Genomic DNA, 14,536 nt, shown 5'->3' on the forward strand with positions numbered 1-14,536 from the left:
TGGGTCGTCAGGCCCAACGCTACCGGTTGGAGAGGCGCGTGCATGGCAGCGGCGGGCGCAGGCGTTGCCGGCTGTGAAGGGGCGGCCTCCGGGGGCGGCGCGGAACCCAGCGTCCGGATGTACGTGATGAGCGCCTTTAGCTCGTCGTCAGTGAGATCGAGCTTGGGCATGATTGGCGCGAAGCCCTTGGGCACTCGTGCGGTCGGATTGCGGATGAAGGTCGCCAGGTACGCGTCGTCGACGTGCGCCGAACTGCCATCCTGAAACGTCTGCGTCGTGCCGTACAGACCTTTCCAGGTCGGCCCGACGCCGGGCGAGCCGTCGACCGTGTGGCACGCGGCACAGCCCTTCGCCTGCGCCAGCAATTTGCCTTTCGCCGCGAGCGGGTCAGACGTCGCCGCCCCGGCATGTTGCGCTTGCAGTGCAGCAAAGGTGGGGAGTGTGGCCACCCAGGCGTCGTAGGCGGGCTTGTCGTCGACCACAACAACGCCGCGCATGTTGGCGTGGCCGACGCCACAAAGCTGTGCACAGAGGATGTCGAAGCGCCCGATTCGCGTGGGAGTGAGCCACATCTGCGTGACCATGCCCGGCACCATGTTCATGCGCGTGCGGAAGGGCGGGACGTAGAAGTCATGAAGGACATCTTTGGCGCGCAGCAGCAATTTCACTGGCTGGCCGACGAGCAAATGCAGTTCGGGGGCGTCGACGATACGGTTGTCCTGATTCGCGGGATCCTTGGGATTCAGGCCGAGCGGGTTGTCCGCGGTGACATAGCTCGGGTCGGAACTGCCGAGCCGCCCGTCGGGGCCCGGCAGGCGGAAACGCCATTGCCACTGCTGGCCGACGACTTCGACGACATGAGCATTGGCGGGGGGATTGATGAGTTTGGCATAGACGAATAGGCCCGGTGCGAGCATGGCGGCGATGCCAACGGTTGTGATACCGATGAGCCAAGCTTCGAGACGCCGGTTGTGGGGCTCGTAGGCCGCGCGGTGCCCGTCGCGATGGCGGTAACGGTAGATCGCCCAGGCAACGAAGAGATTGACGGCGGCAAAGGCCACGCCGGTGATCACCAGCGTGATCGTGAGGGTGTCGTCCATCTGGCGCCAGTTAGACGCCAGCGGCGTCTGCCACCACGGGCTCCAGAAGTGGAAGGCCAGGGCGGCAGCGACGAGGACGGTCAGGAGGATGGGGAGGGACATGCAACCCGCCTTTGCCGCATATGGAAAATCGGCCGCAGTAACGCTCGCAGCGACCCCAACGCCAGTACGCACGAAGATAGTCGTTTTCTTTTCATCGGCCGCCGCCTCTTGCGCGTTGTGGATCTGGGGCAGGATCTGCCCGGACAAGTGATCCGACCCACCACTGATGAGATATTCGCGCACCTGCTTAATAAGGCTAGTGCCAGAAACGTGTCTGTCAAGCAAGAGTCGCTCGCGTCCCTGCGCGGACCAAGAGGACCGGCAGGCATATCGTCGTGCTTACGTGTTGGCAGCCGCATTTCAAGTGGGATTGGCGGATATGTTGACCCCCGCGCCCGCCAAGAGGATCCTTGAAAGCAAAAAAGCCGACTCATTGAACTGCACCCCAAAAGTTGGACGTAAATCCAATCTTTGGGGTGTTTTTCATGACGAAGTACGATGAGGCGTTCAAGCTACGGGTGGTCCGGCAGTATCGGCATGTAGTGGTCAACCGATCCCGGACACTGCGTTAAGTTTTTCTTCTGCGACTGAACCGCCCCGGATTTTGCGGAGGCTCCAACTCTTGAGAGAATGGAGCTATGAACAAGAAGGTAACCAAGTTTTCCCCGGAAGTCCGAGAGCGGGCGGTGCGCCTTGTGCGCGAGCAGCGTGGCGAACATCCGTCGATGTGGGCGGCGATCGAGTCGATTGCGCCGATGATCGGCTGCACACCGCAGACACTGCATGAGTGGGTGTTAGCGCCGATGTAAAACTGACCCACCCGCCGAAGTAAACCTGACCCACCTGGGAGAGGATGGCGGCTTTTGCCGCCGATGCTGACTCAGGAGCAAGCAGTGGAAATCAAGGTATTGGCAAGGCGCGGAGCGTCGGTGCGGGAGATAGCGAGGCAGATGGGCGTCTCGCGGAACACGGTGCGGCGATATCTACGCGACGAAGAGGCGAGCCAGTACAAGGAGCGGGAGCCTCGGCCGACCAAACTGGCCCCGTTCAAGGCGTACCTGCTCGGGCGAATCGAAGCAGCCCGACCACATTGGATTCCAGCGACGGTGTTGCTGCGCGAGCTGCGAGATGAAGGCTACGACGGCGGCATCAGCCAGCTCAAAGTGTTCCTCGCACAATACAAGAATGCGCAGCCGGAACCTGTCGTGCGCTTCGAGACGGCACCAGGCCGACAGATGCAAGCCGACTTCACGACCATTCGGCGCGGGCGGTCGCCGTTGCTCGCGCTGGTTGCTACGCTTGGCTACAGCCGGGCGACGTATGTGCGCTTCACGAGCGGCGAGGATGCCAAGACGCTGTGCGAGTGTTTGCGGGAAGCCTTCATCTATTTCGGCGGCACGCCTGAGCATGTGCTGTTCGACAACGCCAAGTCGGTCATCGTCGAGCGCGATGCTTACGGGGATGGCCACCATCGCTGGAATGGGGAAATGCTGACGCTGGCCCAAACGTTTGGATTTACACCAAAGGTATGCAGGCCGTACCGGGCGAAGACCAAAGGCAAGGTTGAGCGCTTCAACCGATATCTGAAGGAGAGCTTCGTGGTGCCGTTGGCGGCAACGCTTAAGCAGACCGGCCTGAAGCTGGATGTCGAGGCGGCCAACGGCCATATCGGCCGCTGGCTGGCCGAGGTGGCGAATGTGCGAGTGCATGCCACGACGAAAGAGAAACCGTCGGTCCGGCTGCCGATAGAGCAAGCGGCGCTTCTGCCGTTGCCGGTGTCGACCTCGGCGCAAACCCCGGTGCCGACGCGGCTCAAACGAGTCCTGCCGAACGAAAGCCTGCAACATCCGCTGTCGGTCTACGACGCCTTGCTGGAGGTGGCGGCATGAATCTCCAGCATGAACGCATTGCAGGGCTGTGCGACGAACTGAAACTGGACCGTATCAGCAACGACTGGGGCGCGCTGGCCCAGAACGCCGCGAACGCCGATGCAAGCCACGCCGACTTCCTGGAGCAACTGCTGCTGACTGAGCGAGATGCCCGTGAGGAGCGCAAGCGCCAGACGCTGACCAAGATGGCGTCGCTACCGGGCATCAAGACGCTGGAGCAATACGACTTTGGCTTTGCCAGTGGCGCTCCGCGAGCCCAAATCCAGGAGTTGGCCGGGCTGGCGTTTATCGAGCGGGCCGAGAATGTGGTGCTGCTCGGTCCGTCCGGCGTAGGCAAGACGCACATCGCCTGCGCCCTGGCGTATCGGGCGACACAGGCCGGTATCAAGACGCGCTTCACGACCGCCGCCGACCTGATGATGCAGTTGGCGACGGCCAAGCAGCAGAACCGGCTGCGAGAGTTTTTTAACCGAGCCGTGGTCGGCCCGAAGCTGCTGGTTATCGACGAAATCGGCTACCTGCCATTTGGGCGCGAGGAGGCCAACCTGTTTTTTAACGTGGTGGCCAAGCGATACGAGCGTGGCGCCATCGTGCTGACGAGCAACCTGCCATTTACGCAGTGGGCTACGGCGTTTGCCGACGACCAGACGCTGACGGCGGCAATGCTCGACCGGCTGCTCCATCACGCGCACATCGTGCAGATTGCGGGCGAGAGCTACCGGCTGAAGGACAAACGGAAAGCTGGACAGACTACGCGGGCGAGCGCGAGAGCCGCCGCGTGACACGGAGCCTGGGTGGGTCAGATTTACTTCGGCGTTATGCCGGAAGGTGGGTCAGATTTAAACCGGCGTTGACAAGTGGGTCAAGCGCGACCAGGTCGACCACGGTGAGCGCGATGGCGTGACCACAGACGAGCGCGAGCGCCTCAAGGCCTTGGAGCGCGAAGTCAAGGAGTTGCGTCGTGCCAACGAGATTCTCAAGGTCGCGAGCGCGTTTTTCGCCCAGGCGGAGCTCGACCGCCGTTTCAAGTCCTGAAGGCCTTCATCGATCAGCATCGCGACACCTTCGGGGTCGAGCCGATCTGCAAGGTCTTGCGGATTGCCCCGTCGGGTTACCGACGCCATGCCGCGCAGCTTCGTGATCCATCGCGGCGCTCTGTTCGCGCAATCCGCGATGAACGTCTGCGGCCGGAGATCAAGCGTGTGTGGCAGGCCAACATGCAGGTCTACGGCGCGGATAAAGTCTGGAAGCAGATGAACCGGGAGCGTATCGCGGTGGCGCGCTGCACGGTCGAACGTTTGATGAAGCAACTGGGTTTGCGCGGCGTGATGCGAGGCAAGCGTGTTCGCACGACTGTTCCTGATGCCATAGCCCCGCGCCCGCTGGATCGGGTCAATCGCCAGTTCAAGGCGGCACGGCCAAACCAGCTCTGGGTTTCTGACTTCACCTACGTTTCGACGTGGCAGGGCTGGCTGTATGTGGCTTTCGTGATCGATGTGTTTGCTCGCCGTATCGTCGGCTGGCGAGTCAGCAGTTCGATGACCACGGACTTCGTTCTGGATGCCCTTGAACAGGCGCTTTACGTGCGGCGCCCGGGCAACGACGGAACCTTGATACACCATTCCGACAGAGGGTCCCAATACGTCAGTATTCGCTACAGCGAACGGCTGGCCGAAGCGAGCATCGAACCGTCGGTCGGCAGCCGGGGAGACAGCTATGACAACGCCCCGGCTGAAACGATCAACGGCTTGTACAAGGCTGAACTGATTCATCGCCGCACCTGGAAAACGCGGGAATCCGTTGAACTGGCAACGCTGCAGTGGGTGGCCTGGTTCAATCATCATCGGTTGATGGAACCCCTCGGCTATATCCCGCCCGCCGAAGCTGAGGCAAACTACTATCGGCAACTTGAAACAGCTGCCGCTGAACTCGCATCAACTTAAACCAACCAGCCTCCACGATTTCCGGGGCGGTTCAACATGTCAATCACAAAACGGTCCAGCGACTGATGCAATTGCTCGGGCTGAAGTCGCTCGTGCGGCCTAAGCGCTATCGCTCATTCCGAGGGGAAGTCGGCCAGATTGCGCCGAACTTGCTCGCGCGTGACTTTAGCGCCGAGTGCCCGAACCAGAAATGGGTCACCGATGTGACGGAATTCAACGTCAAGGGACAAAAGCTGTATCTGTCGCCAGTGATGGACTTATATAACGGCGAGATCATCGCTTGGCAGACCGGAGAGCGGCCTCACTACGGCTTCGTAGGCAAGATGCTGGATCAAGCTATGCGGCGCCTGACTGGCAAGCAGCGCCCCGTCTTGCACTCCGATCAAGGCTGGCAATATCAGATGGGCGACTGGCAGCGCAAACTCGCACAAAACGGCGTCGAGCAAAGCATGTCGCGACGGGGCAATTGCCTGGACAACGCTGCTATGGAAAGTTTTTTCGCTACGCTCAAGACAGAGTTTTTCTACCTGAACCGGTTCGAAAGCATCAAGCAATTACGCGACGGCTTACGCACATACATTCACTACTACAATCACGAACGCATCAGCCTCAAACGAAACGGGCTGAGTCCTGTGCAATACAGAACCCAGCCCGTAGGCGCGCGCTGAGAAAACTTGACCGTCTAACTTTTTGGGGTCAGTTCACTTCGAGTCGGCTTTTTTACTTTCAAGGCGGGAACGCCCTCGCCGCCTTCCGGAAAGTCAGACTGGTTTTGACCAGACCGTACGATTGACGTAATCGACGTAACTCAGGACGATGCGAAGGATCTTCTTCGATACCTGTCCCGCTTCGTAATCTTCGACCGGCTTCATGACTCGAGCGCTCCTGTCATGCTGGGCGATTATGACCCGCACCGCATCAAGCACTCTCTCCTTCTTCAAGCCACTCATGATCAGCGTACCGACATCCATACCTTCGGGCCGCTCGTGCGCATTGCGCAAAGTAATAGCAGGCAGGTTGAGTAACGACCCCTCTTCCGTGATGGTGCCGCTATCGGAAACCACGCACAACGCCTCGAGCTGCAGCTTGATGTAGTCGCAGAAGCCGAATGGCTTAAGGAACTGAATATGCGGGTTGAGCTTGCCAAGTTCCAGCGCATCGAGGCGCTTTTGAGTGCGCGGATGCGTGGAGACGATGACCGGAACGTCGTACGCCTCAGCCAGTGCGTTGAGCGTTTGCACCATGTCGAGCAGGTTCTGCGGCGTGTCGACATTCTCTTCGCGGTGGGCGCTCACAATGAAGAACTTCCCGCTTTCCAGCTTCTTGCGCGCCAGGATGTCGGATGCTTGGATTTTCTCCATGTAGAAATCCAAGACTTCGCGCATATGGGAACCCGTCTTAATGATGGATTCTGCCGGAACGCCTTCCGCAATCAGGTATCGGCGGGCGTGTTCGGTCAATACGAGATTGATATCGCTCAAGTGATCAAGCACCTTGCGATTGAGTTCTTCAGGCACGCGCTGGTCGAAACAGCGATTGCCGGCTTCCATGTGGAACACCGGAATTTTGCGACGCTTGGCGGCAATCACCGCAAGGCAGGAGTTAGTGTCACCGTAGAGCATCACGGCATCGGGTTTTTCCAACTCCATAACCGCGTCGGCTTTCTCGATGACGCGCGCAATGGTCTGAGCGGCATTGTCGCCAACCGCTTCCAGGAAATGATTCGGCTTACGGATGCCCAAGTCCTCGAAAAACAACTGATTCAGTTCGTAATCGTAGTTTTGGCCGGTGTGAACGAGAACGTGATGAGTATGTTGATCGAATTCGGCGATGACGCGACTCATCTTAATGAGCTCCGGACGCGTCCCGACAATCGTCATAACTTTAAGCATTTAATTCTTCCCGAATAAAATCCAGTTTAAGAAGCAGCGCCTTGACCTGCTCCACGTTCAATCGACGAGTATTGTGCGACGTATAGTCGTCGATATGCGAAATGTCCTCTTCACCTTCGCTGAAATACTTGGCGTAGTTAAGGTCGCGAATATCCGCCGGAATACGAAAGTAATTTCCCATATTCTCAGCATGCGCCATTTCTTCGCGCGAAATTAGTGATTCATAAAGCTTCTCGCCGTGGCGCGTGCCGATAACACGAATCGGATTGTCGCGCTTGAACAACTCCTTAAGCGCTTGCGCCAGGTCGGCGACCGTCGAGGCCGGGGCTTGCTGCACGAAGATGTCGCCCTGCCGACCGTGCGCGAACGCGTGCAGCACCAGATCGACGGAGTCATCCAGCGACATCAGGAATCGCGTCATGTTGGGGTCTGTCAACGAGAGGGGCTTGCCGCCCTTCAATTGCGATACGAATAGCGGAATGACGGAACCGCGCGATGCCATCACATTACCGTAGCGCGTGGCACAAAAGATGGTCTCGCCTTCCTGCTGCGACCGTGCTTTGGCGACCATCAGCTTTTCCGCCATCGCTTTTGAAATGCCCATCGCGTTGATGGGATAAACTGCCTTGTCAGTACTCAGCACGATCAAACGTTTCACGCCAGCGGCCGTCGCAGCATTCATAACGTTCTCGGTACCGAGCACATTCGTGCGCACCGCTTCCATCGGATAGAACTCGCACGAAGGTACCTGCTTGAGTGCCGCGGCGTGGAAGACGTAATCCACCCCCTTCATCGCTTGCCGCACGCTCTCATAGTTGCGCACGTCCCCAATATAGAACTTGAGCTTGGGATTGTTCAGCGCAATCCGCATGTCTTCTTGCTTCTTCTCATCTCGGCTGAAAATACGGATCTCTTTGACGCCGGTATTGAGGAAGCGAGTCAGGATGGTGTTGCCAAACGATCCGGTACCACCTGTAATCATTAAAACGCTATCGTCGAACATATCGGTTAGCTTTTCTGGGATTGGTTCGAGTACATGATGTCAATCAGTTCAGGCCATGCGGGAGCTCGATAGCTCGTCGCCTCGAAGAATTTTTCCGTATTCAAGCTGCGGTCAATCACGAAGGTGTCGTCGGCGTGAATGATGACGTCTCGCTTGTATGTCTTGGCAATCAATTGTAGCAGGCTGAATTTGTCAATCGGACTGGCGCCAACGTGATACAGATCGGTCAGGTGTGCATTGGGAATGACCAGATCCCGCACGACCTCGGCGAGGACAACCGTCGGCAAGCCGGAGAAAACTGCCTTCTTAAAGCCCTTGCATTCGGTCTGCGCCAGGAACCATTCGAGTAACCCGTAGCGCGTGTCAAGCTCATGGCCGATGGTCGACGTACGGAGGGTGATTGCACCATCACCGGTCACTTCGCCAAGATGCTTCGACTTGCCGTAGATGTCCGTCGCGTCAGGGTGATCGCTTTCCAGGTAATTGCCAGCCTTACCCGAAAAAACGCAGTCGGAACTGATGTGAATCAGGCGCGCGCCGGCAAGACGGCATAGTTCTGCCAGCCGGTGCGGCAGAAGTGCGTTGAGGGTCAATGCCGGAATAGGGTCATTACCGCCGGGCAAGTGCTTGGTCAGCCCGGCGCAGTTCACGACGACATCGGGCGCTTCCTCGAGCAGCAGTCTTGGCAAGGCATCCGGATTGGTGAATTCGACGCCGACGACGAGGCGGTCTGCTGGCACGTGCGGCAAAAGGTTGTGTCGCGTACGCACGGTGCCGAGCACCTGCCAATCGGTTTGTGTCGCTAGCACCCGCATCATCGTACTGCCGATCAAGCCGTTTGCACCTAGAACGAGAATCTTCATTTATGACTTCCTACGCATGGTTTGCAGGTGTCGAATCAAATCCGATACCAAGCTTTCGTGATCGAACTTGGCGCGATAGTAAGCCCGCCCATTCGCGCCCATTTGCTCGCGTTCTGGTGGTGGCATCGCGTAAAGCGTGCGTATCGCCTCGGCGAGAGCCGCGCCGTCTTGCGCCGGGGCCGTGACGCCGGCAGCGGCCGCGAGTACAAGACGGGCCCCTTCGCCATTCACACTCGCGATGATCGGCCGGCCGGCGGCCAAGTACGCCTGAATCTTGTTTGGCACCGTAGCGGCGAAGATCTCCTCGTCGGCCAGGGTCACCAGCAGGGCCGATGCCTGTTGCATGAAGCCCGGCATACTCTCGGACGGAAATCGCCCAGGCAGATGGACGTTGTTCAACCCGCGAGCCTTGATCTCCTGGAGCATCCAGTCGCGCCGGCTACCGTCGCCGACCACGACAAACTGGATGTCCGCGTCTGCCGCCAGAATCGTAGCGGCTTCGACAATGACGTCAACTGCCTGGGCGCTACCGATATTGCCGGCGAACATGACCGAGAACCCCGAGTTCAGTCCTGGCAAGCCGGGTGTGCCTCCCTCCACAGGACGCGCAAAGCTGTCGTCGACGGAGTTCGGGTAGTAGCGGATCTCGGTGGCGGGCGCCAGTTTGCCAACCGAGGCAAAAAATGCCTCCGATTGCACGAGCAACAGCGACATGCGCTTGTAGATATAGCGCACTACCCATTCGACGGCTTTCAGGATGTAGCGATTCTTCACATAGCCAGTCGCAGAAAGGCTCTCCGGCCACAAGTCTTGCACCCACAGCGCCACTGGCGTCTTCTTGAGCCAGCCCAGGTAGATGGCTGGCAACGCCTGTAGCACCGGCGACGTGGCGTAGACGAAGATCGCGTCGAACTGCTTGCCGCGTAGCAGCCGCGGGGCGAACACCACACCGTTCAGAACAAACGAGAGATAGTTGCGCGCCAGGCCAACGGCACCCCGTCCGCGAGGGCGCAACGGCACGCGATGAACCGGAATACCGTGGAAAGTCTCTTGCAGGCAGCCGTCGGCCTGATAGCCGTCGAAGACCTTGCCAGCCGGATAGTTGGGCTTACCGGTCAGAATCTCGACTTCGACGCCTTTCTCGCTGAGCGATTTCGCAACCTCGTTGATACGGAAGCTCTCGGGCCAAAAGTGCTGGCTGACAATCAGGACTCGCACGATAGTCTGTCCTTTTTAACGATGCAATTCATAAATTCGGAGGCATCGCGCAATGGCAATGAAGGTTCTTGATTGCCGCAGAAGCGCTTGACCGCGCGCGCTATCGAGTACGGCGAATAGGGATCGAACGCGGCCTCGGGATCGAGCACATCGCGAACGTAGTCGAGCTCAGGGGCGAGCACGTGCAACCCGGCTTGTCTGGCCTCGATCAATGGTAAGCCAAACGACTCCAGCGTAGACGGAAAGATCAGTGCGTCAGCATTCGCGTACAACGCGCGGATTTCGCTGTGCGGCACATGGCCGAGATTCCTGACACGAAGCCCATGGCGAGCGCGCATAACGTCGATTTCGCCGCACAAGTCGGCGAATCGCGTGGCGTCCAGCGTGACTTGCAGGCTCGGAAACAGCCCCTCTTCGGCCAACAGGCACCAGGCCTTCAGCAAGGTACGATGGTTTTTGTGCGGCTCGCCAGATGACACGTAGACGAAACGGCCCTGGCAAGCTGTTCGAGCGGTTTCGCCCGCGCCGATGCCACGCGAGTAATGCTGTTTATCGGTAACAAACGGCAGAACATGCGACGGCGGCTCTCCATGCGTTTTCTCGTCAAGCAACCGCTTCATGGTGGGCGTCTGCACGATGAATTCATCGACGTTGCCGATACATCCCGAAAGCCATCTGCGCTCAATGGAAATACGCACGCGGCTTTTAAGCGAGAAGTTGTCCAAGGGGGTCTTGTCGATCAGGTAGCGGTTTTGCAGAAAGACACGCACCCAGCCGCGCAGCTTGAACAGGGGCGGCAAGTTGCCAAAGCAGAGCACAACATCGCCGCTGCCCGTATTGGCGGCCAACCACCGCTCGGCGCTCAGGCGTGCCATCGGCGTAGGTTTGACGCGCACGATATCGATGCCTTGCACCGCGCCGTCTGACAGCTCCATACGACTGTCCAGCAACGCTGTGATCGGGCCTCCAGGGGTTTGCCCGAGCAGCGCGTCGAGCAATGTTCGGCCGCCGCCCTGATGGACGTTCGCGGCGTGGATGATTAACTTGCTGGACATAGTTATCGGTGTCGAATCAGGCCAATGGCGTCGGATTGCCTGTCGGACCGTAAGGCGAAATCGAGGGGGTGGCGCACAACGGCTTCAGCGGCGGTGTAATTAATGGGACCGGCTCAGCGCAGCGTCGCCATCGTGGCGATCGACTACCTCTTCCCGGATAGGTCGGCGAAGTACTTGGGCGATATCATTCGGGCGAATGAAGCAGGATTGTAAAACACCTCGGGTCGTTGGACGTTGCATATGTGCAACCCTCGGCATCCCATAACCGCGTGTTTTGGCCGACGAACGGCAACGTTGCTGTGCCTGCCTTACCGGACAGTTGACACGTCTGGCAAGTCATGGTCGAATCCGGGCTTCAGTTCAACGATTGAACGTTGGCTGCGATTCGAATAACCCTACGTAGGAGCCAACATCGGGAGCGATCGCCGCTTGGGCCTGCCGCTATGTTCCGCTTCGGATATGGACGAGATTCACTACCGAATACTGCGATTGTTGGCGGAGAACCCTACGATCTCTCAGAGAGAACTCGCCAGGGTTCTCGGCGTCAGCTTGGGCAAAGCCAATTACTGCTTGCGCGGCCTGCTGGGGAGGAGTTGGGTCAAAGTACAGAACTTCCGCAACAGTGAAAACAAGCGCGCTTACGCTTACTTGCTAACGCCCGCTGGCATTGAGGCCAAGGCCAAGCTGACGTTGTCCTATTTGAGTCGGAAGCAAGAGGAATACGAGGCGATGCGGCGCGAAATCGATGCGCTGCAAGAGGAAATCGACGCATCTGGCAAACTCGGCGCCAAAGCGCCGCTTTAGTCGGCGAAGCTCAGCGCCCGGGCAAATGGCCCCCTGGAGCAAGTTCAATTAGGCGATCAACGTTCGGCATACGCGAGCAGCCAACGGATGACGATGCATCTCCTCAAACCATTCAACCTGCGATTTGTACTGGAACAGTATGGAACTTGGCGAAGTAGTGCTTCAGCCGGTGATTCTTTCGGGTGGATCCGGCACGCGCTTATGGCCGCTGTCGCGTGAGCAATATCCGAAGCAGTTACTGCCGTTAACATGCGAACGCTCGATGTTGCAAGAAACGGCCCGGCGCGTGGATGGATTGGCAGAAACTGCGGCACTGAGAGCACCCATCATCGTCTGCAATGAGGCGTACCGCTTCATTACTGCAGAGCAGATGTTAGCGGCGGGCAAGCCTTCGAGCCGAATCGTGCTTGAACCGTTTGGCCGAAATACTGCCCCGGCGCTCACCCTGGCAGCCCTGGTCGCCATGCAATCGGACGCAGACCCAGTACTGCTCGCAATGCCTGCTGATCATGTGATCAGCGACGTGGCGGCGTTTGAGGCAGCCGTGGTATCGGCACTCCCGCTCGCCGCTGATGGCGGGATCGTGACCTTCGGTATTGTGCCTGACCGAGCCGAGACGGGTTACGGCTACATTCGCACAGGTCAGCGACGGACTGACGGTGTTGCGCTGGCGCTGACGCAATTTGTCGAAAAGCCGGACAACGCTACTGCACAGCAATATCTTAAAAGCGGCGAATATCTCTGGAACAGTGGGCTGTTCGTATTACGCGCGAGCGCCTGGATTCGAGCCTTGGCGCGCTTCCAACCAGCGATGCTTGAAGCCTGTCGCGCAGCTGTCGACGGCGGCCGCACGGAAGTTGATTTTCGCCGACTCGATGCTGCCGCCTTCGATGCGTGCCCGTCGGACTCAGTCGATTACGCGGTGATGGAACCGCTGTCGGCCGCCCAATCTGCCGAGATGCCCTGCCACGTGATCCCCTTGACGGCAGGCTGGTCAGACGTCGGCTCGTGGGACTCCCTGTGGCAGGTTTCCGAAAAGGACGATGCAGGCAACGTCACACGCGGTGATGTGCTTATGCACAATGCACACGAGAATCTCGTATTTGCCGAAGATCGCGTGGTGGCGTGTGTTGGCGTGGACGACCTGGTCGTGGTCGAGACACCCGATGCCATTTTGGTGGCCCACAAGGACGCCACCCAAGATGTCAAGCATATCGTGGCGCGCCTCAAGGTGGAGCAATATGGCCAAGCTAACGCCCACCGCAAAGTGCACCGCCCCTGGGGCTGGTACGACAGCATTGACGCCGGTCAGCGGTTCCAGGTCAAGCGCATTGTTGTGAAACCGGGTGCATCGCTCAGCCTGCAGATGCACCATCACCGCGCAGAGCACTGGGTCGTAGTGCACGGCACGGCCAAGGTGACGCGAGGCGACGAAACTATCCTGCTGTCGGAAAACCAGTCGACCTACATCCCGCTGGGGACCATCCACCGGCTGGAGAACCCGGGCAAATTTGATCTCGAAATCATCGAGGTCCAGTCTGGCAGCTATCTGGACGAGGACGACATTGTACGATTTGAAGATACTTATGGACGAACAAATGGCTGAAAGCGAACGCAAAGTTGCCCTGATTACGGGCGTTACGGGGCAGGATGGCGCGTACCTAGCCGAGTTCTTGCTTGGCAAGGGCTATGAAGTCCACGGCATCAAGCGCCGTACTTCGCTGTTCAACACGGATCGGATTGACCATCTGTTCCAAGACCCGCACGTCCCGAATCCGCGCTTCATACTGCATCATGGCGACCTGACCGACTCATCGAGTCTCGTGCGCATCATTCAGCAAACGAAGCCGGACGAGATCTATAACCTCGCCGCACAGAGTCACGTGGCAGTGTCGTTCGAAGAACCCGAATACACGGCCAATTCCGACGGATTGGGCGCATTGCGAATTCTCGAAGCTATGCGGATTCTCGGCCTGGAAAAGAAGACCCGTTTTTACCAGGCATCGACATCCGAACTGTACGGTTTGGTGCAAGAGATTCCGCAGAAGGAAACCACGCCGTTCTACCCGCGTAGCCCCTATGCCGTAGCCAAACTTTACGCGTACTGGATCACGGTGAACTATCGCGAAGCTTACGGCATGTACGCCTGCAACGGCATTCTGTTCAATCACGAAAGTCCGATTCGTGGCGAAACGTTTGTCACGCGCAAAATCACCCGTGCCCTCGCGCGCATCAAGCTCGGCCTGCAGGAAAATCTGTTCCTTGGCAACCTGAATGCCTTGCGTGACTGGGGCCACGCTCGCGATTACGTCGAGATGCAGTGGTTGATGTTGCAGCAGGACACTCCGGACGACTTCGTGATCGCGACCGGCGAGCAGCATAGTGTGCGCGATTTCGTCAATCGCGCCGGCGATGCGCTTGGTCTCCAGTTTGAGTGGCGCGGCGAGGGGGTCGATGAGGTGGGCATTCTGACCGCTGCCGAAGGCGATGGTGCGCAGAAGCTGATCGGCAAGGCCGTCGTTGCCGTGGATCCGCGCTATTTCCGCCCGACCGAAGTCGAGACGCTCCTGGGCGACGCGAGCAAGGCACACGACAAGTTGGGCTGGAAGCCACAGACGAGCTTTGCCGAGCTGGTACGCGAAATGGCCGAGTCCGATCTCCGCGAAGCGGCGTTCGAGTTGCAGGTCAAGGCCTCGGGGCACAAGGCCCTGCGCTATCAAGGCTGAA

Annotated in this window: 10 protein-coding genes, 4 pseudogenes and 1 other annotated feature; of the genes and pseudogenes, 8 read left to right on the plus strand and 6 right to left on the minus strand. The window is 58.8% G+C overall.

Annotated elements, in window-relative coordinates; genetic code table 11:
* Positions 1-80: 80 nt before the first annotated feature.
* Positions 81-1,202 (minus strand): annotated as a pseudogene (locus OYT13_RS23660) (cytochrome c oxidase subunit II); the annotation flags it as partial.
* 578 nt (positions 1,203-1,780) lie between these two features.
* Here OYT13_RS23660 and OYT13_RS23665 point away from each other — a divergent pair.
* The 5 genes and pseudogenes from OYT13_RS23665 to OYT13_RS23685 all read left to right on the plus strand — a co-directional run.
* Positions 1,781-1,936: pseudogene (locus OYT13_RS23665) on the plus strand (IS3 family transposase); the annotation flags it as partial.
* A 78-nt stretch (positions 1,937-2,014) separates the two neighbouring features.
* Complete coding sequence (gene istA, locus OYT13_RS23670) at positions 2,015-3,031, plus strand: IS21 family transposase (RefSeq protein WP_268567015.1); 1,017 nt, start codon at positions 2,015-2,017, stop codon at positions 3,029-3,031.
* Positions 3,028-3,813 (plus strand): IS21-like element helper ATPase IstB, encoded by a 786-nt coding sequence (gene istB, locus OYT13_RS23675; protein WP_261939478.1) that lies wholly within the window; start codon positions 3,028-3,030, stop codon positions 3,811-3,813. The genes istA and istB overlap by 4 nt, the downstream gene beginning before the upstream one ends.
* Before the next feature lie 76 nt (positions 3,814-3,889).
* Positions 3,890-4,974 (plus strand): annotated as a pseudogene (locus OYT13_RS23680) (IS3 family transposase); the annotation flags it as partial.
* Positions 4,021-4,137: a sequence feature (AL1L pseudoknot), on the plus strand. (Overlaps the previous pseudogene by 117 nt.)
* Positions 4,975-5,006: 32 nt before the next feature.
* Positions 5,007-5,642: pseudogene (locus OYT13_RS23685) on the plus strand (IS3 family transposase); the annotation flags it as partial.
* 93 nt (positions 5,643-5,735) lie between these two features.
* On the opposite strand, the gene wecB reads toward OYT13_RS23685, so the two are convergent.
* From wecB to OYT13_RS23710, 5 genes are read right to left on the minus strand one after another with little or no spacing between them, the layout of a single operon-like run.
* Positions 5,736-6,866 (minus strand): non-hydrolyzing UDP-N-acetylglucosamine 2-epimerase, encoded by a 1,131-nt coding sequence (gene wecB, locus OYT13_RS23690; protein ID WP_268567016.1) that lies wholly within the window; start codon positions 6,864-6,866, stop codon positions 5,736-5,738.
* Entirely contained in the window at positions 6,859-7,869 is a 1,011-nt protein-coding gene (locus OYT13_RS23695; RefSeq protein ID WP_268567017.1) for a polysaccharide biosynthesis protein, read from the minus strand. Before OYT13_RS23695 ends, wecB begins: the two co-directional genes overlap by 8 nt.
* Positions 7,870-7,874: 5 nt before the next feature.
* Entirely contained in the window at positions 7,875-8,732 is an 858-nt protein-coding gene (locus OYT13_RS23700; protein ID WP_268567018.1) for a dTDP-4-dehydrorhamnose reductase family protein, read from the minus strand.
* A complete protein-coding gene (locus tag OYT13_RS23705) occupies positions 8,733-9,950 on the minus strand; it encodes a glycosyltransferase family 4 protein (RefSeq protein WP_268567019.1) in 1,218 nt (405 codons plus the stop codon).
* Complete coding sequence (locus OYT13_RS23710; protein WP_268567020.1) at positions 9,938-11,005, minus strand: glycosyltransferase; 1,068 nt, start codon at positions 11,003-11,005, stop codon at positions 9,938-9,940. The genes OYT13_RS23705 and OYT13_RS23710 overlap by 13 nt, the downstream gene beginning before the upstream one ends.
* Before the next feature lie 459 nt (positions 11,006-11,464).
* Here OYT13_RS23710 and OYT13_RS23715 point away from each other — a divergent pair, with 459 nt between their 5' ends.
* From OYT13_RS23715 to gmd, 3 genes are all read left to right on the plus strand, one after another.
* Positions 11,465-11,809, plus strand: a complete 345-nt coding sequence (locus OYT13_RS23715) for a MarR family EPS-associated transcriptional regulator (protein ID WP_268567021.1) — start codon at positions 11,465-11,467, stop codon at positions 11,807-11,809.
* A 139-nt stretch (positions 11,810-11,948) separates the two neighbouring features.
* Complete coding sequence (locus OYT13_RS23720; protein WP_268567022.1) at positions 11,949-13,415, plus strand: mannose-1-phosphate guanylyltransferase/mannose-6-phosphate isomerase; 1,467 nt, start codon at positions 11,949-11,951, stop codon at positions 13,413-13,415.
* On the plus strand, positions 13,408-14,535 hold the full coding sequence (gene gmd, locus OYT13_RS23725; RefSeq protein WP_268567023.1) for a GDP-mannose 4,6-dehydratase: 1,128 nt from the start codon (positions 13,408-13,410) through the stop codon (positions 14,533-14,535). Before OYT13_RS23720 ends, gmd begins: the two co-directional genes overlap by 8 nt.
* Position 14,536 lies beyond the last annotated feature (1 nt).

The organism is Pandoraea sp. XJJ-1 (assembly GCF_026802345.1).
In the GTDB taxonomy this organism is placed as follows: Bacteria; Pseudomonadota; Gammaproteobacteria; order Burkholderiales; family Burkholderiaceae; genus Pandoraea; species Pandoraea cepalis.

Bases quoted from the DNA above. Each gene is read 5' to 3' on its own strand.
- OYT13_RS23715 (WP_268567021.1), top strand. From the start codon at position 11,465: ATGGACGAGATTCACTACCGAATACTGCGATTGTTGGCGGAGAACCCT.
- OYT13_RS23700 (WP_268567018.1), bottom strand. From the start codon at position 8,732: ATGAAGATTCTCGTTCTAGGTGCAAACGGCTTGATCGGCAGTACGATG.
- OYT13_RS23710 (WP_268567020.1), bottom strand. From the start codon at position 11,005: ATGTCCAGCAAGTTAATCATCCACGCCGCGAACGTCCATCAGGGCGGC.
- wecB (WP_268567016.1), bottom strand. From the start codon at position 6,866: ATGCTTAAAGTTATGACGATTGTCGGGACGCGTCCGGAGCTCATTAAG.
- istB (WP_261939478.1), top strand. From the start codon at position 3,028: ATGAATCTCCAGCATGAACGCATTGCAGGGCTGTGCGACGAACTGAAA.
- OYT13_RS23720 (WP_268567022.1), top strand. From the start codon at position 11,949: ATGGAACTTGGCGAAGTAGTGCTTCAGCCGGTGATTCTTTCGGGTGGA.
- OYT13_RS23695 (WP_268567017.1), bottom strand. From the start codon at position 7,869: ATGTTCGACGATAGCGTTTTAATGATTACAGGTGGTACCGGATCGTTT.
- istA (WP_268567015.1), top strand. From the start codon at position 2,015: ATGCTGACTCAGGAGCAAGCAGTGGAAATCAAGGTATTGGCAAGGCGC.
- gmd (WP_268567023.1), top strand. From the start codon at position 13,408: ATGGCTGAAAGCGAACGCAAAGTTGCCCTGATTACGGGCGTTACGGGG.